Annotated in this window: 19 protein-coding genes; 14 read left to right on the top strand and 5 right to left on the bottom strand. The window is 64.4% G+C overall.

Going from position 1 to position 21,258, the window contains the following annotated elements; translation table 11 throughout:
- Positions 1-134: 134 nt before the first annotated feature.
- Positions 135-434 (top strand): hypothetical protein, encoded by a 300-nt coding sequence (locus tag PJE01S_RS12655; protein WP_157090318.1) that lies wholly within the window; start codon positions 135-137, stop codon positions 432-434.
- A gap of 32 nt (positions 435-466) precedes the next feature.
- Here the strand turns inward: PJE01S_RS12655 and PJE01S_RS12650 are convergent, their stop codons facing one another.
- Together PJE01S_RS12650 and PJE01S_RS12645 are read right to left on the bottom strand one after the other, a co-directional pair.
- On the bottom strand, positions 467-1,039 hold the full coding sequence (locus tag PJE01S_RS12650) for a GNAT family N-acetyltransferase (protein WP_068833983.1): 573 nt from the start codon (positions 1,037-1,039) through the stop codon (positions 467-469).
- A 133-nt stretch (positions 1,040-1,172) separates the two neighbouring features.
- The gene (locus PJE01S_RS12645) at positions 1,173-2,288 is read right to left on the bottom strand and encodes a 5-methyltetrahydropteroyltriglutamate--homocysteine S-methyltransferase (protein ID WP_068833982.1); all 1,116 of its coding nucleotides are present in this window, start codon (positions 2,286-2,288) and stop codon (positions 1,173-1,175) included.
- A 145-nt stretch (positions 2,289-2,433) separates the two neighbouring features.
- Between PJE01S_RS12645 and PJE01S_RS12640 the strand changes: the two genes are divergently transcribed.
- From PJE01S_RS12640 to PJE01S_RS12590, 11 genes are all read left to right on the top strand, one after another.
- Entirely contained in the window at positions 2,434-3,528 is a 1,095-nt protein-coding gene (locus tag PJE01S_RS12640; protein ID WP_068833981.1) for an aromatic ring-hydroxylating dioxygenase subunit alpha, read from the top strand.
- Positions 3,529-3,544: 16 nt separating this feature from the next.
- On the top strand, positions 3,545-4,330 hold the full coding sequence (locus PJE01S_RS12635) for a GntR family transcriptional regulator (protein WP_084389505.1): 786 nt from the start codon (positions 3,545-3,547) through the stop codon (positions 4,328-4,330).
- Between the two features lie 218 nt (positions 4,331-4,548).
- Positions 4,549-5,568 carry a PDR/VanB family oxidoreductase gene (locus PJE01S_RS12630; protein WP_068833980.1) on the top strand — a complete coding sequence of 340 codons (1,020 nt, stop codon included), beginning with the start codon at positions 4,549-4,551 and terminating at the stop codon, positions 5,566-5,568.
- Positions 5,569-5,776: 208 nt separating this feature from the next.
- Positions 5,777-6,949 carry an ABC transporter substrate-binding protein gene (locus PJE01S_RS12625; RefSeq protein WP_068833979.1) on the top strand — a complete coding sequence of 391 codons (1,173 nt, stop codon included), beginning with the start codon at positions 5,777-5,779 and terminating at the stop codon, positions 6,947-6,949.
- A 95-nt stretch (positions 6,950-7,044) separates the two neighbouring features.
- On the top strand, positions 7,045-7,917 hold the full coding sequence (locus PJE01S_RS12620) for a branched-chain amino acid ABC transporter permease (RefSeq protein ID WP_068833978.1): 873 nt from the start codon (positions 7,045-7,047) through the stop codon (positions 7,915-7,917).
- Between the two features lies 1 nt (position 7,918).
- Positions 7,919-8,884, top strand: coding sequence for a branched-chain amino acid ABC transporter permease (locus PJE01S_RS12615; protein WP_068833977.1), 966 nt, complete (start codon positions 7,919-7,921; stop codon positions 8,882-8,884).
- Positions 8,881-9,741 carry an ABC transporter ATP-binding protein gene (locus tag PJE01S_RS12610; protein ID WP_245660753.1) on the top strand — a complete coding sequence of 287 codons (861 nt, stop codon included), beginning with the start codon at positions 8,881-8,883 and terminating at the stop codon, positions 9,739-9,741. The genes PJE01S_RS12615 and PJE01S_RS12610 overlap by 4 nt, the downstream gene beginning before the upstream one ends.
- Entirely contained in the window at positions 9,734-10,438 is a 705-nt protein-coding gene (locus tag PJE01S_RS12605; protein ID WP_068833976.1) for an ABC transporter ATP-binding protein, read from the top strand. The genes PJE01S_RS12610 and PJE01S_RS12605 overlap by 8 nt, the downstream gene beginning before the upstream one ends.
- A 205-nt stretch (positions 10,439-10,643) precedes the next feature.
- On the top strand, positions 10,644-12,962 hold the full coding sequence (locus PJE01S_RS12600) for an NADP-dependent malic enzyme (RefSeq protein ID WP_068833975.1): 2,319 nt from the start codon (positions 10,644-10,646) through the stop codon (positions 12,960-12,962).
- A 178-nt stretch (positions 12,963-13,140) separates the two neighbouring features.
- Positions 13,141-13,557 (top strand): guanyl-specific ribonuclease, encoded by a 417-nt coding sequence (locus PJE01S_RS12595; protein ID WP_068833974.1) that lies wholly within the window; start codon positions 13,141-13,143, stop codon positions 13,555-13,557.
- Positions 13,558-13,609: 52 nt separating this feature from the next.
- Complete coding sequence (locus tag PJE01S_RS12590) at positions 13,610-14,035, top strand: barstar family protein (RefSeq protein ID WP_068833973.1); 426 nt, start codon at positions 13,610-13,612, stop codon at positions 14,033-14,035.
- A gap of 319 nt (positions 14,036-14,354) precedes the next feature.
- Here PJE01S_RS12590 and rsmA read toward each other — a convergent pair whose 3' ends face one another.
- The 3 genes from rsmA to PJE01S_RS12575 form a co-directional block, all read right to left on the bottom strand.
- Complete coding sequence (gene rsmA, locus PJE01S_RS12585; RefSeq protein WP_068833972.1) at positions 14,355-15,164, bottom strand: 16S rRNA (adenine(1518)-N(6)/adenine(1519)-N(6))-dimethyltransferase RsmA; 810 nt, start codon at positions 15,162-15,164, stop codon at positions 14,355-14,357.
- 158 nt (positions 15,165-15,322) lie between these two features.
- Positions 15,323-16,726 carry a peptidylprolyl isomerase gene (locus PJE01S_RS12580; RefSeq protein WP_084389503.1) on the bottom strand — a complete coding sequence of 468 codons (1,404 nt, stop codon included), beginning with the start codon at positions 16,724-16,726 and terminating at the stop codon, positions 15,323-15,325.
- Positions 16,719-19,151: an LPS-assembly protein LptD gene (locus tag PJE01S_RS12575; protein WP_068833971.1), complete on the bottom strand. Its 2,433-nt coding sequence runs from the start codon at positions 19,149-19,151 to the stop codon at positions 16,719-16,721. The genes PJE01S_RS12580 and PJE01S_RS12575 overlap by 8 nt, the downstream gene beginning before the upstream one ends.
- Before the next feature lie 117 nt (positions 19,152-19,268).
- Here PJE01S_RS12575 and PJE01S_RS12570 point away from each other — a divergent pair, with 117 nt between their 5' ends.
- Together PJE01S_RS12570 and PJE01S_RS12565 are read left to right on the top strand one after the other, a co-directional pair.
- Positions 19,269-20,351 carry an aminoglycoside phosphotransferase family protein gene (locus PJE01S_RS12570; protein ID WP_068833970.1) on the top strand — a complete coding sequence of 361 codons (1,083 nt, stop codon included), beginning with the start codon at positions 19,269-19,271 and terminating at the stop codon, positions 20,349-20,351.
- 91 nt (positions 20,352-20,442) lie between these two features.
- The gene (locus PJE01S_RS12565) at positions 20,443-21,186 is read left to right on the top strand and encodes a 16S rRNA (uracil(1498)-N(3))-methyltransferase (RefSeq protein ID WP_068834051.1); all 744 of its coding nucleotides are present in this window, start codon (positions 20,443-20,445) and stop codon (positions 21,184-21,186) included.
- Positions 21,187-21,258 lie beyond the last annotated feature (72 nt).

Genomic DNA, 21,258 nt, shown 5'->3' with positions numbered 1-21,258 from the left:
ACAACATGATGACAGTATAGAAATTCATCAACAGCATCGTCAACACTATTGTCAACAATATCGTTGGTAGTTTCCCTGACAATCCATCCGTCGCGGAAACCAGCTTCCATGCTGGAGGATGGCCCGGATCCGCTTTGTCCAGCCTCTGGCCCTATCCACGCGCACCCGAGATCAGACGACGGAGCGGCCTGAATGCCCCGTCCCAGCCACTGCGCGGCTGCGAATTGGCAGATGCCCAGTGGAACGGCGCGCTATGGGCGTTAGGGGTATTACGCGCGCCTGCAGCAACGATCCGCCGGAGGCAACCCAAAGCGCCCCGGTACATCGGCATCCGCATAGAAAACGATGCGCGGATCACCGCCAAAGGATGCGAGCTGCTGGTATGCGGCGTGCCGATGGGTGCGGACGAGATTGAGGCGCTGGTGCTGGAATGAGAGCAGCTAAAGTCCGAATGCGGCCAGGCCGGTCAGCGTTGATCCGGCTGTCGTCGGCGCCACTGCGCCTGGGTCAGCCGATAGAGGCAATGTTCGCGCAATGGGCTGCCCGCAGGCACACCAGGATGCGCGAAGTTCGTCGATGAGCGCTGCATGCCAAGGCGTTGCATGACCGACTGGGAGCGCAGATTGCCGAGCGCGGTGAAGGACACGATCTCGGAGAGTTCAAGTCGCCCGAAAGCGACATCCAGCGCGCCGGCCGCAGCCTCCGTCGCAAAGCCTTTTCCCCAGTAGTCACTGGCGAGCCGCCAGCCAATTTCGACGCAGGGGGAAAACGGCAATTCGGCCATGGGCGTGTGCAGACCGACAAAGCCGATGAATTGGCCAGCCGCCTTGATTTCGGCAGCCCAAAATCCCCATCCCCGCCCGGCGATCAGCGACTCGCAACGGCCTGCCATGGCGTCGCTGGCCGACCGGTCCAGCAAGGCTGGAAAGAACTCCATGACCTTGGGGTCGGCGTTCAGTGCCGCAAAGGGTTCCCGGTCGGCTGGACGCCATTGACGAAGCCGCAGGCGTGGGGTTTCGATTTCGATGGGTTGAGTCATTCCGGGCGGCTAGACCGTTTCAGTGGCCCGATCATGGTGGACAAAGCCGGGGGCGATGTCCACGGCGCAGATCGTCGCACCGGGTTTGGCAGGCGGCCGGGTATTCGACGCCTTGCCACATCCGGCGCCCCGTTCAGGCCGAGCCCCAGACTTCCTGCGCCGTCTCCACCACCAGACGCAGTTTGGCGCGCTGGGCTTCGACGGCGATGTCATTGCCATGCACCGTGCTGCTGAAGCCGCACTGCGGTGACAGCGCCAGCTGCTCCAGCGGCGCGTAGCGCGCGGCCGCGTCAATGCGGCGCTTGAGCTCGTCCTTGTCCTCCAGCTCGCCGAACTTGGTGGTCACCAGGCCCAGCACCACGGTCTTGCCCTTGGGCAGATAGCGCAGGGGCCTGAAGTCGCCGCTGCGGCTGTCGTCGTACTCCAGGAAGTAGGCGTCCAGGTCCATTTCCCTGAGCAGGGCCTCGGCCACCGGCTCGTAGTTGCCGGCGGCGGCGTGCGTGCTCTTGAAGTTGCCGCGGCACAGGTGCATGGCCAGCAGCATGCCGGCCGGTTTTTGCGCCACCACCTTGTTGATGAACCGGGCGTAGCGGTGGGGCAGCTCGTTGGGGTCATCACCGCGCTGGCGCGCCGCCTCGCGCATTTTCTCGTCGCACAGGTAAGCCAGGTTGGTGTCGTCCATCTGCACATAGGTGCAGCCGGCGGCGGCCAGGCTGCGCAACTCGTCACCATAGGCCTGGGCCACGTCGTCGTAGAACGCGGGGTCGAGTTCGGGATAGGCCTCCCGGCTGATGCCGGCGCGCCCGCCGCGAAAGTGCAGCATGGTGGGCGAGGGGATAGTGACCTTGGGCGTGTTGCCCGCGCCGACCTGGCTTTTGAGGTACTGGAAGTCGGCCAGCTGGATGTCCCTGGCGTGACGGACCTTGTCAACCACGCGCATCACGGGCGGCGCCAGCTCCAGCGTGCCGTCCGGCTTTTGGATGGTCACCGGAATGTCGGTCTTCACGCCGCCGAGCTGTTCGAGGAAGTCGATGTGGAAGTAGGTGCGGCGGAACTCGCCGTCGGTGATGCTTTTCAGGCCCAGGTCTTCCTGGAATTTCACAATCTCAGCAATGGCCCGATCTTCCACCTGGCGCAGCTGTTCGGGCGTGATCTGGCCCCTGGCCTTTTGCTCACGCGCCTCCAGCAGGTAAAGAGGGCGCAGGAAGCTGCCAACATGGTCGTAACGGGCTGGGAGTTTGACGGTCATGGAAGTCTCCAGAAAGGGAATTGAGTCAAGGCCGCCATGTTATTCCACTTTCAAGCCATCCTTCTGAATACAAAAATCTAGTAAAAACCCGTATTCATGCCATTTTTCATTGATTTTCATCCACTAGTGTATACACTGAGTATTCATGAAAGCCGAAAAACCCTCGTTTCCGCTGAACGCCTGGTACGCCGCCGCCTATGACGTGGAAGTCGGCCGCAAGCTGCTGGCGCGCACCATCTGCAAGCAGAAAGTCGTGATGTTCCGCAAGACCGACGGCCACGTGGCCGTGCTGGAAGATGCCTGTTGGCACCGGTTGCTGCCGCTGTCCATGGGCTCGCTGAACGGCGACGAACTCACCTGCGGTTACCACGGCCTGGTCTACAACGCGCAGGGCCGCTGCACCCATATGCCGAGCCAGCAGACGCTCAATCCTTCGGCCTGCGTGCGCTCGTTTCCGGTGGTGGAAAAACACCGCTTTGTCTGGATCTGGCCCGGCGACCCGGCCAAGGCCGACCCGGCGCTGGTGCCCGACATGCACTGGAACGACGACCCGGCCTGGACCGGCGACGGCAAGCTGATCACCGTGAAGTGCGACTACCGCCTGGTGGTGGACAACCTGATGGACCTCACGCACGAGACCTTTGTGCACGGCTCCAGCATCGGCCAGCGCGCCGTGGCCGAGGCGCCCTTCGTGGCGACGCACGGCGACCGCACCGCCACCGTCACGCGCTGGATGGAGAACATTGACGCGCCGCCATTCTGGGCGGGGCAAATCGAACAGGCGCGCGGCTACAGGGGCAAGGTCGACCGCTGGCAGATCATCACCTTCGAGGCGCCGTGCACGGTGAACATCGACGTCGGCGTGGCCGAGGCCGGCTCCGGCGCGCCGCCCAAAGACGGTCGGCCAGGCGACCGCAGCCAGGGCGTGAATGGCTATGTGCTCAACACCGTGACGCCCGAGACCGACGGCAGTTGCCATTACTTCTGGGCTTTCGCGCGCAATTACTGCCTGGGCGAGCAGCGCCTGACGCACCAGCTGCGCGAGGGCGTGGCCGGCATCTTCCGGGAAGACGAATGTGTGCTCGAAGCCCAGCAGATCGCCATCGACGAACACCCGGACCACCAGTTCTACAACCTCAACATCGACGCCGGATCGATGTGGGCCAGGCGCCTGATCGACGGGCTGGTCGCGCGGGAAACATCATCAGCGCCGGTGATTCCAGTCCGCCGCACCGCCTGAACCGGGAGCCTCATCCATGACAATCGCTATCAATTCAATAGCTGATGCCGCAGTAAATACAAGGGCTACCGGCCAAAATACGTCGGAAAGTGCGCAGGTCCGGGCGCAGCTGCAGCTGCGCGAGATGATTCTGGCGGGCGAACTGGCCGGCGGTACGCGCATCGCCGAACTGGCCATTGTGGAAAAACTCGGCGTCTCGCGCACCCCGATCCGCGCCGCGCTGATGCGGCTGGAACAGGAAGGCCTGCTGGAGTCCCTGCCCAACGGCGGCTATGCCGTACGCACCTTTTCCGAGCGCGACGTGTCCGAAGCCATCGAGCTGCGCGGCACCCTGGAAGGCCTGTCGGCGCGGCTGGCGGCCGAGCGCGGCGCCCCTGCCGTGGTGCTGGGCGAAGCCCGCGAATGCCTGGGCAAGATCGACCAGGTGCTGAGCCGGCCGGCGCTCGACGACGAAGCCTTCTCCAGCTACGTGACGCTCAACGAGCGGTTTCACGCCCTGCTCAGCGAGATGGCGGGCAGTGGGGTGATTGCCAAGGAACTTGATCGCGTGGCCAGCCTGCCGTTCGCCTCGGCCTCGGGTTTTGTCGTGGTGCAGGCCAATTCGCCTAGCGCGCGCGACATGCTGATCGTGGCGCAGGACCAGCACCGCCAGGTGCTGGACGCTATCGAGCAGCGCGAGGGCTCGCGCGCCGAGGCCATCATGCGCGAGCACTCGCGCCTGGCCCAGCGCAACCTGCGCGAGGCCGTGGCCAGCCACAACCTGGACCGGATGCCCGGCGTGCGCCTGATCCGAAAGAAATGACATCCACCCCCGAAGCGGCCTGCGGCCGCCCCGTACCACCGCCAGAGGCGACGGCTCTTCTGAGCCGTCCAAGCCTGCGCAGGCAGGCTTGGAGCCGCGGCTCTCAGCCCCTCGAGGGGGCGCCACCAGTGGCCCGGCAAAGCCGGTTCCACGGCGGCCCACGAATGGGAGGGGCGAGCCTCACCGAGCGGGCGACGGCCAGCACCACGGAAAACTGAATGAAAGCCAACACCACTTGGACCAACGCGGTCATTGAATCCTTCCACGACGTCACGCCCACCGTGCGCGAATTCAGCCTCCGCCCCACCGGGGGCGTACAGCGCCACGAGCCCGGCAGCCACCTGCAGCTGCAGCTGCTGGTGCACGGCAAGCCGCAGACGCGCTGCTATTCACTGGTTGGCGAACCCGATGGCCAGACCTTGCGCATTGCCGTGAAGCGGCTGGACGATGGGCTTGGCGGCTCACGCGCGATGTGGCAGTTGGCCGTGGGCGACCGGCTTCAGGTCAGCGAGCCGCAAAACCATTTCCCGCTGGACTTCAACGCGCCGGCCTACCTGCTGGTCGCCGGCGGCATCGGCATCACGCCGCTGCTGGGAATGGCGCAGGCGCTGGCCCGCCGCAGTGCCGGCACGGGCCAATCCCTGCGCATGCTCTATGGCGCACGCAGCGAAACCGAGCTGGCGTTCCTGCCGCAGCTGCGCGCCAGCCTGGGCGCGGCGCTGCACACCGCGGTCGCCACGCCGATTGATTTCGCCGCAGAAATTGCCGCGCTGCCCACGGGTGCGCAAATGTACGTCTGCGGCCCGGTGCCCATGCTCGACGCCGTGCGCCGCGCCTGGGAGGCCTCCGGACGGCCGCCCGCCGACCTGCGCTACGAAACCTTTGGCAACAGCGGCCGCTTTGCACCGCAAGCCTTCCGGGTGCAGATTCCGCGCCATGCCCTGGACATCACCGTGCCGGCCGACTGCAGCCTGCTGGACGCGCTCGAAAGCGCGGGTGTGCAGACCATCTCCGACTGCAAGCGCGGCGAGTGCGGCCTGTGCGCGATGGACGTGCTGGCCGTGGACGGCGAGATCGACCACCGCGACGTGTTCCTCAGCGTGGACGAAAAGCGCGGGAACCAGCGCATTTGCGCCTGCGTGTCGCGCGTGGTGGGCTCGATCACGCTGGATTCTTCTTATCGGCCCGACCCGGCGCAGGACAACTTGTGTGCGATCACCGGGCCACGTGCACGATGATCGCGCAGGCCGTGGCGAAGAACCGCCAGACCGGGGGAGAAAACCGGCATGATGAACAAGGGATAGCCGCCCATTTGTTCATGTATAGAACATTTGTGCCGATCTCGAACTACTACTAGACTCACACAGTTTTGCGACCGGATGCCAAGCGCCTGTGGCGCGCCGGTCAATAGGCGGTAACAAGAGCTGAAATCACCAGGAGACATGCATGAAAAAACGTACCTTCCTCCATCTCGCGGCACTGTCCGCGGCGGCACTGGCAACCTCGCACGCCATCGCACAGGACAACACCTTCAAGATCGGCCTGATTCTGCCGATGACGGGACAGCAGGCCACGACCGGCCGTCAGATCGAAGCGGCCGCGCGCCTGTACATGGCGCAAAACGGCGACACCGTGGCCGGCAAGAAAATCCAGCTGATCATCAAGGATGACACCAGCTTGCCCGATGCCACGCGCCGCCTGGCCCAGGAGCTGGTGGTCAATGACAAGGTCAACGTGCTGGCCGGCTTCGGCATCACCCCCTCGGCCCTGGCCACGGCACCCATTGCGACGCAGTCCAAAACGCCCATGGTGGTGATGGCGGCAGCGACCTCCAGCATCACCCAGGCCTCCCCTTACGTCGTACGCTCCAGCTTTACGCTGCCCCAGGTGTCGGTCGCACTGGCCGACTGGGCGCCCAAGAACGGCATCAAGAAAGTGATCACGCTGGTGTCGGATTACGGCCCCGGCATTGACGCCGAAAAGTACTTCAAGGACCGCCTGACCTTCAACGGCGGCCAGGTCACCGAAGCGCTGCGCGTGCCGCTGCGCAATCCCGACTTTGCCCCCTTCCTGCAAAAAGTGCGGGACGGCAAGCCCGATGCGCTGTTTGTGTTCGTGCCGTCCGGCGCAGGCGCTGCGGTGATGAAGCAGTTTCTGGAACGCGGCCTGGACAAGGCCGGCATCAAGCTGATTGCCACCGGCGACGTGACGGACGACGACCAGCTCAACGACATGGGCGATGGCGCGCTCGGCGTGGTCACCTCACACCACTACTCGGCGGCCCATCCGTCGGCCCTGAACAAGAAATTCGTCGAAGCCTTTGGCAAGGCCAACAAGGGCCTGCGCCCCAACTTCATGGCGGTCGGCGGTTACGACGGCATGCGCGTCATTTATGAAGCGCTGAAGACCACCAGGGGCCAGGGCGGCGGCGACGCGTTGCTGGCGGCCATGAAGGGCCAGCTCTTCGAAAGTCCGCGCGGCAAGATTTTCATCGACGCGCAGACGCGCGATATCGTGCAGGACGTGTACCTGCGCAAGGTCGAGAAGAAGGACGGCCAGCTCTACAACGTGGAATTTGACGTCATCAAGGACGTCAAGGACCCGGGCAAAGCCAAGTAAACGCCGCAATCCGGTTCGCGGCCCGAAGATTGTCAAATCACCGGCAAGAGGCTGTAATCAAGCCCTGGCTGGCTTTGCCCTGAGCAGACACACACATGTTGACCATTCTTTTTGACGGTATTGCCTACGGCATGCTGTTGTTCATCCTCGCGGTAGGCCTGGCGGTGACCATGGGCCTGATGAATTTCGTCAACCTGGCGCATGGCGCTTTTGCCATGGTAGGCGGCTACATCACGGTGCTGCTGATGCAGCGCTTCGACACCCCCTTCCTGCTGTGCCTGCCGCTGGCGTTCATCGGCTCGGCGCTGCTGGGCGGCGTGCTGGAGCGCACGCTGTACCGCCCGCTGTACCACAAGCCACACCTGGACCAGGTGCTGTTCTCCATCGGTCTGGTCTTCATGGCAGTGGCCAGTGTGGACTACTTCATCGGCTCGACCCAGCAGATCATCCAGTTGCCCGCCTGGCTCAAGGGCCGCACCGAACTTGGCAACGGCGCCTGGATGCTGGGCATGGGGCACTACCGGCTGTTCATCATCGCCGTCTGCGCCGCGCTGACGGTGGGCCTGCAGTATGTGCTGACGCGCACGCGTTTCGGCAGCCGGCTGCGCGCCTCGGTCGATGACCAGCGCGTGGCGGCGGGCCTGGGCATCAATGTCAATGTGGTGTTTTTCTCGACCTTTGCCTTCGGCTCGGGCCTTGCCGGCCTGGGCGGCGCACTCGGTGCCGAGGTGCTGGGCCTGGATCCGGGCTTCCCGCTGAAATTCATGATTTACTTTTTGATCGTGGTCGCCGTGGGCGGCACCTCGTCCATCACCGGGCCGCTGCTGGCGGCGCTGCTGCTCGGCATTGCCGATGTGGCCGGCAAGTACTACATCCCCAAGCTGGGGGCCTTCATTGTCTACAGCCTGATGATCCTGATCCTGGTCTGGCGCCCGCAAGGCCTGTTTGTGCGCAAGGGAGGGAAGTGAAATGAATGCTCAGCCCTCCCTGCTCAATAAAAGCCGCTGGAAGCCCTGGGAGCCGGTGCTCTGGCTGCTGGCCTTTGTCGCGCCGGTGCTGCTGCCCAGCCATGCGCTGATCATCAACGAGATTGCCATCGTGGCGCTGTTTGCGGTTTCGCTGGACCTGATCCTCGGCTACACCGGCATCGTCTCGCTCGGCCACGCGGCCTTCTTCGGCATCGGTGGTTATGCCGCGGCGCTGTTTGCCAAGCTGGTCATGCCCGATCCGCTGCTCGGGCTGCTCGTGGGCATGGCCGTGGCCACGCTGCTGGGCGCCGTGTGCTCGCTCACCATCATGCGTGGCAGCGACCTCACGCGGCTCATGGTGACATTGGGCGCGGCCCTGATCCTGCTGGAGCTGGCCAACAAGCTGGACTGGCTGACCGGTGGCGCCGATGGCCTGCAGGGCGTGGTCATGGGCCCGTTGCTGGGGCATTTCGAGTTCGACCTGACCGGCCGCACCGCCGCCTATTACTCGCTGACGGTGTTGCTGGCGTTCTTTGTGCTGATGCGCCGGCTGGTGCATTCGCCGTTTGGCGCGACGCTGATGGCGATCCGCGACAACCGGCTGCGCGCCATGGCCATCGGGATTCCGGTGGCCTCGAAACTGGCGGTGGCCTATACGGCGGCGGCCGGCGTGGCCGGGGCCGCCGGGGCCTTGCTGACACAGACCACGGGTTTTGCGTCGCTCGACCTGTTCGAGTTCCACCGCTCGGCCGATGTGCTGCTGATCCTCGTGATCGGCGGCACCGGCTGGCTCTACGGCGGTGTGGCGGGCGCGATCGTGTTCAAGCTGATGCAGGACGCGCTGTCGGCCATCACGCCGCAGTACTGGACATTCTGGATCGGCCTGTTCCTGGTGGTGCTGGTGCTGGTCGGCCGTGAACGGCTGATCCGCCCGTGGACCTGGATGTCGCGCGGAGGCCGGGCATGAGCACGAGCCACAACGAAACCGTACTCGCCGCACAAGGCCTGGTGATGCGTTTCGGCGGCATCACGGCCACGAACCATGTGACGCTCAATCTGAAAAAGGGCGCACGCCATGCACTGATCGGCCCCAACGGCGCCGGCAAGACCACGCTGGTCAACCTGCTGACCGGCGTGCTGCAACCCACCGAAGGCCGCATCACCCTGGAAGGGCGCGACATCACCGGTCTGGCGCCGCACCAGCGCGTGGCGCGCGGCATGGTACGCACCTTTCAGATCAACCAGCTGTTCGATTCGCTGACGCCGCTGCAGACACTGGCGCTCACCGTGTCGCAACAAAGCGGCCTCGGCGCCAAGTGGTGGCAGGCGCTGGGCCAGAGCAAGCCGGTGGCCGAGCGCTGCGCGCAGCTGCTCGAGCAGTTTCACCTGACCGAGGTCATGGACCAGCCCACCCGGGTGCTGGCTTATGGCAAGCGCCGCCTGCTGGAAATTGCGATTGCACTGGCCTGCGAACCGCGCGTACTGCTGCTGGACGAGCCGGTCGCCGGCGTCCCGGCCGGCGAACGCGAGGAACTGCTGCAGACCGTTGCCGCACTCCCCGCCGATGTCTCGGTACTGCTGATTGAACACGATATGGACCTGGTTTTCAGTTTCGCAAACTACATGACGGTGCTGGTCAACGGCACCCTGCTGACCGAAGGCACGCCTGACCAGATCGCCAACGACCCCCAGGTCAAGGCGGTGTACCTGGGCCATGGCGAGGAGGCGAACGCCGCCGGACCGCTCCAAGGCGCAAAGGCCCCCTCGGGGGGCAGCGCAGCCCCTGCAGGGGCAGGAAGCATGGGGGCCAACCCTCATGGCTGAGCTCCTCAAGGTCGAAAAGCTTCGCGCCGGCTACGGGGAGGCGGTTGTCCTGCACGATGTATCGCTCACGCTTGACGAAGGCGCGACGCTGGCCCTGCTGGGCCGCAACGGCACGGGCAAGACCACGCTGATCAACACGCTGGCCGGCGCCACGCGGCAGCATGGCGGCTCCATCGCCCTGGGCGGCGTTGCGCTGCACCAGCTGGCCTCGCACGAGCGCGCCGCGGTAGGCATCGGCTGGGTGCCGCAGGAGCGCAACATCTTCAAGTCGCTCACGGTGCACGAAAACCTGACGGCGGTGGCGCGACCCGGCAAGTGGAACCCGGACGGCGTGTACGCCATGTTCCCGCGCCTGGCCGAACGCAAGACCAACCTGGGCACGCAGCTGTCGGGCGGCGAGCAGCAAATGCTGGCGGTCGGCCGTGCGCTGGTGCTCAATCCCAGGCTGCTGCTGCTCGACGAACCGCTTGAGGGGCTGGCGCCCATCATTGTGGAGGAGCTGCTGCGGGCCATACGCCGCATCACGCGCGAGGAGGGCCTGAGCGCCATCATCGTGGAGCAGCACCCGCAGGCCATTCTCGCGATCTCCGACCGCGCCGTGGTCCTGGACCGCGGCATGGTGGCGCATGCCGGAACGGCTCAGGAGCTGCGCGAGCAGCCCGAACGGCTGGACCGCCTGCTGGGCGTGGCACGCTGACATCGTCATAGTCGCCTCGCCCGAGCCACCCACCGGCTTGGCATCCCGGCCAGCCGGGCGGGTTTGATCTTTGCGAAAAAGTTAAAAGCGCAGCACCTGCTGGCGCAGACTATCCGCCTTCGGTTTTCTTCTGCAACGCCCTACAATCGCAAACCCTTAGCAAAATCTGACGGCCGCACCGACCGTTCTCTCTGGAGACCCTTGAATGCTGACACCAACCGTTGCGACGCCTGACAACCGTGAAGAAAAGCGGGCCGAACTGCGCCGCGCCGCCCTTGAATACCATGAGTTCCCAACGCCGGGCAAGGTGGCGATTGCAGCGACCAAGCAGCTCACCAACCAGCGCGACCTGGCCCTGGCCTATTCACCCGGTGTAGCCGCCCCCTGCGAGGAAATCGTCAAGGACCCGAACGCGGCCTTCAAATACACCAGCCGCGGCAACCTGGTGGCGGTGGTCACCAACGGCACGGCCGTGCTCGGCCTGGGCGACATCGGCCCGCTGGCCTCCAAGCCGGTCATGGAAGGCAAGGGCGTGCTGTTCAAGAAGTTCGCGGGTGTGGATGTGTTCGACATCGAGATCGACGAGAAAGACCCGGCCAAACTGGTGGACATCATTGCCTCGCTGGAGCCGACTTTCGGCGCCATCAACCTCGAGGACATCAAGGCACCCGACTGCTTTTATGTGGAGCGCGAACTGCGCAAACGCATGAAGATTCCGGTTTTCCACGACGACCAGCATGGCACCGCCATCACCGTGGGCGCGGCCGTGCTCAACGCCCTGAAAGTGGTCGACAAGGACCCCAAAAAGGTCAAGCTGGTGGCCTCGGGCGCGGGTGCGGCGGCGCTGGCCTGCCTGGGCCTTCTGGTCAAGCTGGGCATCCCGCGCGAAAACATTTATGTGACGGACCTGGCGGGTGTGGTCTATGAAGGCCGCACCGAGCTGATGGACGAGGACAAACGCCAGTTTGCGCAGAACACCACCGCCCGCACCTTGGGCGAAATCATTGACGGCGCAGACATCTTTCTGGGCTTGTCCGCCGGCGGCGTGCTCAAAAAGGACATGGTCGCCAAGATGGCGGCCAAGCCCATCATCCTGGCCCTGGCCAACCCCAACCCGGAGATAACGCCGGAAGACGTCAAATCCGTGCGTGATGACGCCATTATCGCGACAGGTCGCACGGATTACCCGAATCAGGTCAACAACGTCCTGTGCTTCCCCTATATTTTCCGCGGCGCCCTGGATGCCGGCGCCTCCACCATCACCCTGGAGATGGAAATTGCGGCGGTGCATGCCATCGCCGAACTGGCCCAGGCCGAGCAGAGCGAGGTGGTCGCCGCCGCCTATGTCGGCGAAAAACTGACCTTCGGACCCGAATACCTGATTCCCAAGCCCTTTGATCCGCGGCTGATGATGAAGATCGCGCCGGCCGTAGCGCAAGCCGCCGCCGACAGCGGCGTGGCGCTGCGGCCCATCCAGGACATGAACGCCTACCGCGAAAAGCTGCAAAGCTTTGTCTACGCCTCGGGCACGGTCATGAAGCCGATTTTTGCGGCAGCCAAGGCCGCGGCCCGCAAACGCGTGGCCTATGCCGAGGGCGAGGAAGAACGCGTGCTGCGCGCCTGCCAGATCGTGGTCGACGAAGGCCTGGCACGGCCCACCCTGGTAGGCCGCCCGGCCATCATTGCCCAGCGCATTGAGAAGTTTGGCCTGCGCCTGAAGGAAGAACTCGATTACGACGTGGTGAACGTGGAGCAGGATCACCGCTACCGCGACTTCTGGCAGACCTACCACCGCATGATGGACCGCCGCGGCGTGACCGTGCAGATGGCCAAGATCGAAATGCGCCGCCGCCTGACGCTGATCTCCGGCATGCTGCTGCATAAGGGCGATGTGGACGGCCTGATTTGCGGCACCTGGGGCACCACGGCCCACCATTTGAACTACCTGGACCAGGTGATCGGCAAGCGCGAAGGCGTGCACACCTACGCCTGCATGAACGGCCTGATGCTGCCGGGCCGTCAGGTGTTCCTGCTCGACACGCACGTCAACTACGACCCGACCGCCGAGCAGCTGGCCGAAATCACCACCATGGCCGCCGAGGAAATGATGCGCTTCGGGATCAAGCCCAAGGCCGCCCTGCTGTCGCACTCCAATTTCGGCTCGTCCGACCTGCCCAGCGCCCTGAAAATGCGCCGCACGCTGGACCTGCTCCGGGAAAGCGCGCCCTGGCTGGAAGTCGACGGCGAAATGCACGGCGACGTGGCCCTGGACGCCAAGGCCCGCGCCCTCATCATGCCCAACAGCGCGCTGACCGGCGAAGCCAATTTGCTGGTCTTGCCCAATATTGATGCGGCCAATATCGCCTACAACCTGCTCAAGACCGCAGCCGGCGGCAACATTGCCATTGGCCCGGTGCTGCTGGGCGCCAACAAACCCATGCACATCCTGACGCCCACGGCCACAGTCCGCCGCATTGTGAATATGACGGCACTCACGGTCGCGGATGCCAATGCGGCTCGATGAGCCCAGCCTAGATAGCCAGCACTAACTTACCAGGGCGCTAATCCCTGGCGCTATTGCTTAAATATTCAGCAGGCACTTGCGTTTTTTGTCCATATGCGGCAAACTACCTCTCTTGAAATTTAAGGGTTAACCCGAAAAGTCGGCGGTTGACCCTGGGTTCAAGAAAGGTATTTTTTTCATGTCGTGCAATAGATGGGGCGCTTGGCGCGCCGCTGGAGCGGCGTTGCTGCTGGTCTTGTCGACCAGCCTGTTCGGTTTAAGCCCCAGCGTCGGGTATGCCAAAGGCCCGGCTTACCAGGCCCCGCTGGACACGGTTGCGGTCGCCCAACTGCCCCCTCAAGGGCGCGACATGATGACATTGATTTACCAGGGCGGACCGTTCCGGCATGACAAGGACGGCGTGGTATTTGGTAACCGGGAACGAATTCTTCCCGCCAAAAATCGCGGCTACTACCGTGAATACACCGTCAGGACGCCCAATGAGCGCAGCCGGGGTGCCCGGCGCATTGTGTGTGGTGGCTTGAAACCTGCGGCCCCCGATGCCTGTTATTACACCGACGACCACTATGCGAGTTTTCGCAGAATCGTTCAATAAATGAACCGTGGTCGTTATTTGATTTTTTGACCAAAGAGAAAGAGTAGCGGAGATGGATACACCACTTCGTAAGGACACTGAACCGCCATTGAAGGGCGTGCGGCCCAATATCGTGCAATCCATACGCGCTTTCCGCGTACAGGACTTGCAGGATGCCGCCACCCAGCTGAACCAGCACTTCCTGTATGCCAACCTGGGCAATGCCCAAAGCAAACAGGACGTTCTGGACATGATTGCGGCGCAGTACACCTTCCCGGCACATTTCGGCAAGAACTTCGACGCCCTGTACGACTGCATGACAGACCTGGTTCACAAATCAGGTCCGCAGCCCGGCTTCATCGTCGTGCTCGAGCAGATTCCGGCCAACGCCAAGTTTGACAAGGAAGCGCGCGAGCAGCTGCTCGACATCTTCCGGGATGCCTCGGACTACTGGGCGGATCGCAAGATCCCGTTCAGATGCTTCTATTCTTTTCTGTAGCCCGCTCCCCAGACATTGGCCAAGGGGATCGGGCGAATGAGGCCCCGCAAGCAGTTGCAGAAGGTGAAGAACCCATGCCTACCGACAAACTGGTAGACGTGTCACCGCTGGCGCTGCGCATGAGCAGTCCGTTCAATGCAGCCTATTGGCTCAACGCAGCCTGAGACCGGCGTTTCAGGCGCCCACAAAAAAGCCCGCGGCATGCGGGTTTTTTTTTATGCCTTTTAAGGCTCAACACTTTCCGGTGTTTTAGGCTTTCAGCCCCTACAGGATAAGCGCTAGCAGCTATCTTTTAAATAGCATGCCAGATGCCAGCGGATCACACGGCCAGCTGCTGCGCCAGCGCAATGTATTCGGCCACCGGCACTTCTTCGGCCCGGCGCTGCACGTCAAAAGTCCCCGCAAAGTCACGCGCCGTCAGCCACTGGCCCAAGGTATGGCGCAGCAGCTTGCGACGCTGGCTGAAGGCCACCTGGACCAGCTCGCTGAGCCGCTTGACATCGAGCGCCACCGGATGGGCGTGCGGCACCATGCGCACCACCGCGCTGTCCACGCGCGGCGGCGGGTCAAAGCTTTGCGGCGGCACGAACAGCACGTTTTCCATGGCATAACGCCATTGCAGCATCACGCTGAGGCGGCCATAGTCGCTGGTGGCCGGGCTGGCCACCATGCGGTCTATGACCTCCTTTTGCAGCATGAAGTGCTGGTCTTCGATCGCGTCCACCGCATCGAGCAGATGAAACAGGATGGGCGTGGAGATGTTGTAGGGCAGGTTGCCCACCACACGCAGCTTGGCGCCGGCCTCAGGCAGCACCACCTGCGCGGGACTGCCCTGGCCGGCAACGCGCATGTCTTGGGCCAATTGCGGGAAGTCCACCTTGAGAACGTCGGACTCCACCACTGTCAGCTGCGGATGCAGGCGCAATTGCCGCGCCAGATCACGGTCCAGCTCGATCACCGTCAGATGCCCCAGGCGCTCGACCAGCGGCTGCGTCAGCGCGGCCAGGCCCGGGCCGATTTCCACCATGGCCTGGCCAGCCTTGGGCGCAATGGCTTGAACAATGCCTTCGATGATGCCCTGGTCCGTCAGGAAGTGCTGGCCGAAGCGCTTGCGGGCGATGTGCTTCATGCGGCCTCGCCTTGGATCGCGGACGCGGCACCGACAAACCCGGAGGCCACGCGTTTCGGCGCCTGGCCGTCCCAAGCCGAAACAGCCCCCCTGGAGGGCAGCGCAGTACACGACGTGTTCTCGAAGAGCGGCGTAGCCACAAGCGTGGGGGCCAACATCTACTGCGGCGGCTCGCGGTATTCCACATAGGCGCGGCCACGGATATCCTGCGCCCACAGCACATAAGCCTCGTTCTGCTTTTTCTCGCGCAGCACGTTGCGCGCCATCTCGCGCATGTCCCGCTGGGACAGCTGCGTTTCGCGCCGCTCCAGCACCTGAAGCAGATGCACGCCGAAGCGCGACACCAGCGGGTCGGAGATCTGATTCGGCGCCAGGCTGTTCATGACTTTTTCAAACTCGGGCACAAACATGCCGGGGTTGGCCCAGCCCAGATCGCCGCCTTCCTTGGCCGAACCGTCTTCACTGCTTTCGCGCGCCAGGGCGGCAAAGTCGGCCTGTCCAGCCACCACGCGTTTTTTGAAGCCGGCCAGCTTTTCTACGGCGGCAGCCTCGGTGAGTTGCGGCGTCAGCCGCAACAGGATATGGCGCGCATGGGTTTGCGTCACCACCGCACCGGGCATGCCGGCCTGCCTCTTTTCAATCACCTTCAGGATGTGAAAGCCGGCGCCGCTGCGGATAGGGCCGGCCACCCCGCCGGTGTGCAGCTTCTGGGTCGCTTCCACAAACAGGGGCGGGTAGCGGTCGGCCGTGCGCAAGCCCATCTGGCCGCCGCTGCTGCGGGTGGGTGAGCTGGAAAACTCGTTGGCCAGCGCCGTGAAGTCGTTGCCGGCCCTGGCCTTGTCCACCACCTGCTGGGCCTTGGCCTGCAGCGCAGCGACCTGCTCGGGCGTGGCGTTTTCAGGCACCGCCACCAAAATCTCGCCCAGGTTGAGGGCCAGCGAGGACAGGTCGTTGCTGCCCTCCTGGTCCCGCAAAAACTGGTCGATCTCCTGCTCGGACACCGTCACTTTCGACTCCACCTCGCGCTGGCGCAGGCGGGTGACCAGCAGTTCGTCACGCAGTTCCGACTCGAACTGGCTGTAGGCAATGCCATCGGCCTTCAGGCGCCGGCGCAACTCGTCCACCGAGATCTGGTTCTGGCGGGCCACCGTCTCCACGGCGGCCGCGACGGCGTTGTCATCCACCCGCACGCCGGAGGTGCGCGCCATTTGCAGCTGCGCCTTGTCATTGATCAGGCGCTCCAGCACCTGCTTGGCCAGCTCGCCGCGCGGCGGCAGCGTCATCCCCTGCTGGAGGATTTGCTGCTCGGTACGGAACAGCTTGGTGCGCACTTCGCTGTTGGTGATCGGCTCCGAGTTCACTACGGCGACGATGAAGTCAGCCTGCCGCTGCCTGGCGGCGCCCCCGGCACTCGCGCTGGCCGCCGGAGCCGGGAGTCGCTGCGGGCCGGAAGGCTTGAGGCCCTGAGCCTGCACCCCCGCCATGGGCAGCGCGAGCAGCAGCAGCGCAGCGGCCAGTGGCCGGGCCGGGAAAAATCCGGTGAAAAAGCGTTGGTTAGTCATAGGTGGTAAAGCGGCTGGGACTGCTGATTTTCTCACGCAGGTATTGGTAACGCGGGACATTGGTCTTGAGGGTTTCAAGCGGACTGGAACCGATGCGGGAGAAGCCGACCAGTTCCAGCTGGAACAAGATCCGGGTACTCGAGGTGCTCGTACTGTTGGCTGAGCGCTGCAGCACGACCCGGCCAATCCAGCAGCAGCCATCGTATTCAACGCCCACGATGGCATCCACCAGTTTCTTGTCCAGCATGCTGTAGTTCAGGCGCCCGACCCCATAATAGCGCCCGCCGCCCTGGCCCTGGCCGGGGCCCAGATCGCGGCCCTTGTCGCCCCACAAGTCATTGAGGGGCCACTGCCAGCCAACGTCAATCTGCTCGCTGACATTGCGCTGCAGGCGGACCGCCGCACTGATGACGCGGTAATTGCCGGGGTTGTAGCGCACGCCAAAGGAGCCGCGCTCGGACTGCCTGGTCTTGGGGTTGTATTGCACCGTGCTGTCAAACGACCACTGCGGCACCCAGTTCACCGAGGCGCCCACCAGCAAGTCGCTGATGCGGTCGGTGATTGGCAAGGCGCCCGGCAAGGTGACTCGCTGGTCTTCAAAGCGCAGGCGCTGCGCCACCCCAAAGCGCAAGGCCTCGGCACCGGTATCAGGGTCCAGCAAGCGCGAGGTAACGCCGAGCGTGAGCAGGTTCGCGTCTGAAATACGGTCATTGCCGACAAAGGCGTTCTCGGTGAACACCGTGGCAAAGTTGAAGTCGTTGGCGCCCGAGTCGTAATTGGGCAGCGCGCTCTGGTCACGGAAGGGCGTGCGCACATAAAAGGCCCGCGGCTCCAAAGTCTGGGTAAAGCTGCGGCCCCAAAAGCTGGCACTGCGCTCAAACTGCAGGCCGCTGTCCAGACTGAAGGTGGGCACGACGCGCGAGGCCGTGGTCGCGCCATTGGCCAGCGGCACATCAAACCGGTAGCTGGTGGCGTGCAGCTGCAGTTTTGGCGTGATATAGCCGGCGGGCGACAGCCACGGATGGCTGAGCTGAAACCGGCTGAAGGCCCGGTTGCTGTTGGGCTGCTTGGTCAGGTTGCTGTCGGCCGAAAAGCGCGTGTAGTCGCCCTCCAGTGACCAGTCAAAACCGTGACCCAGACCCAGCAACGGCGCATCCACGCGCGTATAGGCGGCGGTGAGCTGCGGCAGACGGTCATAGGGCGGAACGATGGGGGACGTCACATCCTGCAGGGTCTGCCACTTGAGCGCCCGGATCGACGAGGAAAAAAAGCCCCGCCCCCAGGACAAGGTCCCATCCTGGGCCAGCAGGCGCTGGGTTCCCGCCGTGCTGTTGACCGGGAAATCACGCCAGTAATCGTTGTCACTGACACGGTTCAAATTGAGGTTGAGCCCCAGACCGCCGACGGACGGCAGGCCGGTGTTAATCGTCCCCACTTGCTGCAGCGAATAAGACCAGCGGTCGCGGCCGCGCAATTTGTCGCCGGGCAGGTAGTTGCCGCGAAGCTGGCCGCTGTAGCTGGGCTCGAGATAGCGGAACTCCCCCGCCAGATCGACACCCCGCTTGGTCATGATGGCCGGCGAAAAGGTCGCATCGCGGTTGGGCGCAATGTCAAAGTAGTAAGGCTGGCGATATTCAAGGCCGTTCACCGAGCCCATGCCGATCGAAGGCGGCAGCAGGCCGGACTTGCGCTTGTCGCTCAGCGGGAAGCTGATCTTGGGGAACGCCAGGACGGGCACTTTCTTGAAGCGCACGACGGCGCCGGTGGCTACGCCGACCTCTTCATCCATATCGAATTCCACGCGCCTGGCGGTCAAGACCCAGGCCGGCTCCCAGCTGGCCTCGTTGTCGCGCTCGCAGGTGGTGTAGCTCACGCGATGCGCCGTCATGTGCTTGTCGTCGATGAAATCGACGCGCTCGGCCTGGCCGTTGCCGCCGTTGCTCAAAAAGCGGTAGGACGGCGTCGTGAAAAAGCCCTCGAACCGGTCCAGCTTGATCTCCAGCTCGGGGCCTTCAAAGCGGTTGCCGGATTTGTTGATGCGCACATTGCCGCGGCTTTTGGCCAGATCGTCGGGCTGGTAATACTCGATGCGGTCTGCGCGTATGGACGCCGCCCCGCGCCGCAACTCCGCATGGCCTTCGACCACGGTCTCCAGGTCGGGCCGGCCCGACATGCGGTCCCCGAACACAAAGGTAGGCCCCTTGTTTTCCGGCTCGCTGGAGACTTCCTCGGCCAGCATCGCCGAGCTTTTGAGCGTCAACCCGCCGTCCGCTCCCGCAGGCGCCGAAGCCGGTGCCGATGGGGTCGGCGCCTGGGCGTGGGCCGGCACGGCGCAGGCCAGCCCCAGCGCGGCGCTCAACACCAGCCTGGAGACAGCATGCGCTACCGGGGAGAGAATAAAAGGCGAGTGGGATGCGCGGCGCATCGTTTATGTGAGATAAACCCGTTTGTAAAATCAGGCCCGATTATCCATGACCCATCCTCCTGTCCAGACCCCGCGCCACCCGTGCCAGGCGATTGCCTTGACGGCGGCCCAAGAATCATGACCACAGCCTCCATCGCCTGGGCCGATCCCGCACGCGCCAGCGCTTTTGGCCGCTGGCTGGCCGCCACTGCCCCGCAGCACAAATTGCACGCCAATACGTTGCGGCTGGCCTCTGCCGATGCGAGCTTTCGCCGTTACTTCAGGGTCGATGCCGAAGTCGCTTCGGGCAGCTGCATCATCATGGACGCCCCGCCGGCGCACGAAGACTGCCGGCCCTTCGTCAAGGTGGCGGGCCTGATGGCCGAGGCCGGCCTGAGCGCGCCGCGCGTGCTGGCCTGGGACGAAGCCCAGGGCTTCATGCTGCTGAACGACCTGGGCGCGCAAACCATGCTGGACGTGATGGCGCCGCCGGCTGCCGTCGATGCTATCGCCCAGCCCAGCGCCGCGCACCACGCGCTGTACCTGGACGCCGTCGATGCGCTGGTGCGCTGGCAGCTCGCCTCCCGGCCCGGTGTATTGCCGCCCTATGACGACGCACTGCTAAGCCGTGAGCTGGCGCTCTTTCCCGACTGGTATGTGGCGCAACACCGCGGCATCACCCTCAAGGCCAGCCAGCGCGAAACCCTGGACAAGGCCTTCGCGCAGATCAAGGCCAGCAACCTCGAATCGCTAGGCGGCGCACGCGTCTATGTGCACCGCGACTTCATGCCGCGCAACCTGATGCTGGACAACAGCGGCCAGCTGGGCGTGCTGGACTTCCAGGACGCCGTCTACGGCCCCATCAGCTACGACATTGCCAGCCTGATGCGCGATGCCTTCCTGAGCTGGGAAGAGGACTTCGTGCTCGACATCACCGTGCGCTACTGGCAAAAGGCGCGCCGGGCCGGGCTGCCGGTCGGCGACGACTTCGGCGAGTTCTACCGCGCCGTCGAGTGGATGGGCCTGCAGCGCCACCTCAAGGTGCTGGGCATTTTTGCGCGCCTGACCTTGCGCGACGGCAAGCCCAAGTACCTGGCCGACACGCCGCGCTTCATCAAGTACGCGCGCGCGACCTGCGCGCGCTACCGCCAGCTCGGGCCGCTGATGGTGCTGCTTGACGAGATCGAGGGCAACGAAACCCGTGTGGGTTACACATTTTGATGCCAAACCAGCCTCCATCCCTTGATAGACAGGTGCATGACGCTACTATTTTCATAGCACTCTGCGCGCTTCAACGGTGCGCGCCAACGCCGTGAGCGCCCGTTTCTACGCCGATCTGGCCCTGGTTCCCGGCAGCACGGTGAGCCTGCCCGAGCAGGCCGCCCGCCATGTCCAGGTGCTGCGCCTGCAGCCCGGCGATGCCCTCACGCTGTTCAACGGGCAGGGCGATGGCCGGCCCGGCAGCGAAGGCGAGTTTGAGGCCACCGTCGAGCACATGGGCCGCAGCGAGGTCCGCGTCACGGTCGGCGCCTACAGCGCCACCGCCCGCGAAGCCGGGCGCGCCATTCACCTGGTGCTGGGCATGCCGGCCAACGAGCGCATGGACTGGCTGGTCGAAAAAGCCAGCGAGCTGGGCGTGGCCAGCATCCAGCCCCTGATGAGCGAGCGCAGCGTGCTGCGTCTCAAGGGCGAACGCGCCGACAAGAAGCTGGCGCACTGGCGCGGCGTCGCCATCGCCGCCTGCGAGCAATGTGGGCGCAACCGACTGCCGCTGATCCACGAGGCCAGCGGACTGGCGGAATGGCTCAAAAGCAATTCCGATGCGGCCGCGGCGGACACGCGCCTGCTGCTGTCCCTGCAGCCGGGCACGCGGCCGCTGGCCGAGGCTGTGGCACCAACCGGCGCGCTGACCTTTCTCAGCGGCCCGGAAGGCGGCCTGAGCCCGGCCGAAGAGGCCGCCGCCATCGCCTGCGGTTTCCGGCCCGTCACCCTGGGTCCGCGCATCCTGCGCGCCGAAACCGCGCCGCTGGCGGTGCTCGCCATTCTCAGCGCATGAGCTGTCCATGAGGCGACGGCCGCCGGCCCGGAAGACGGATCCGAGCCGGCCAACGCTGGGAACAGGCCGGCC

The sequence above is a fragment of the Polaromonas jejuensis NBRC 106434 genome (assembly GCF_001598235.1).
GTDB lineage: Bacteria > Pseudomonadota > Gammaproteobacteria > Burkholderiales > Burkholderiaceae_C > Polaromonas > Polaromonas jejuensis.
The sequence above is the reverse complement of the archived record's forward strand: the minus strand, read 5'-3'. Positions and strand labels throughout refer to the sequence as shown.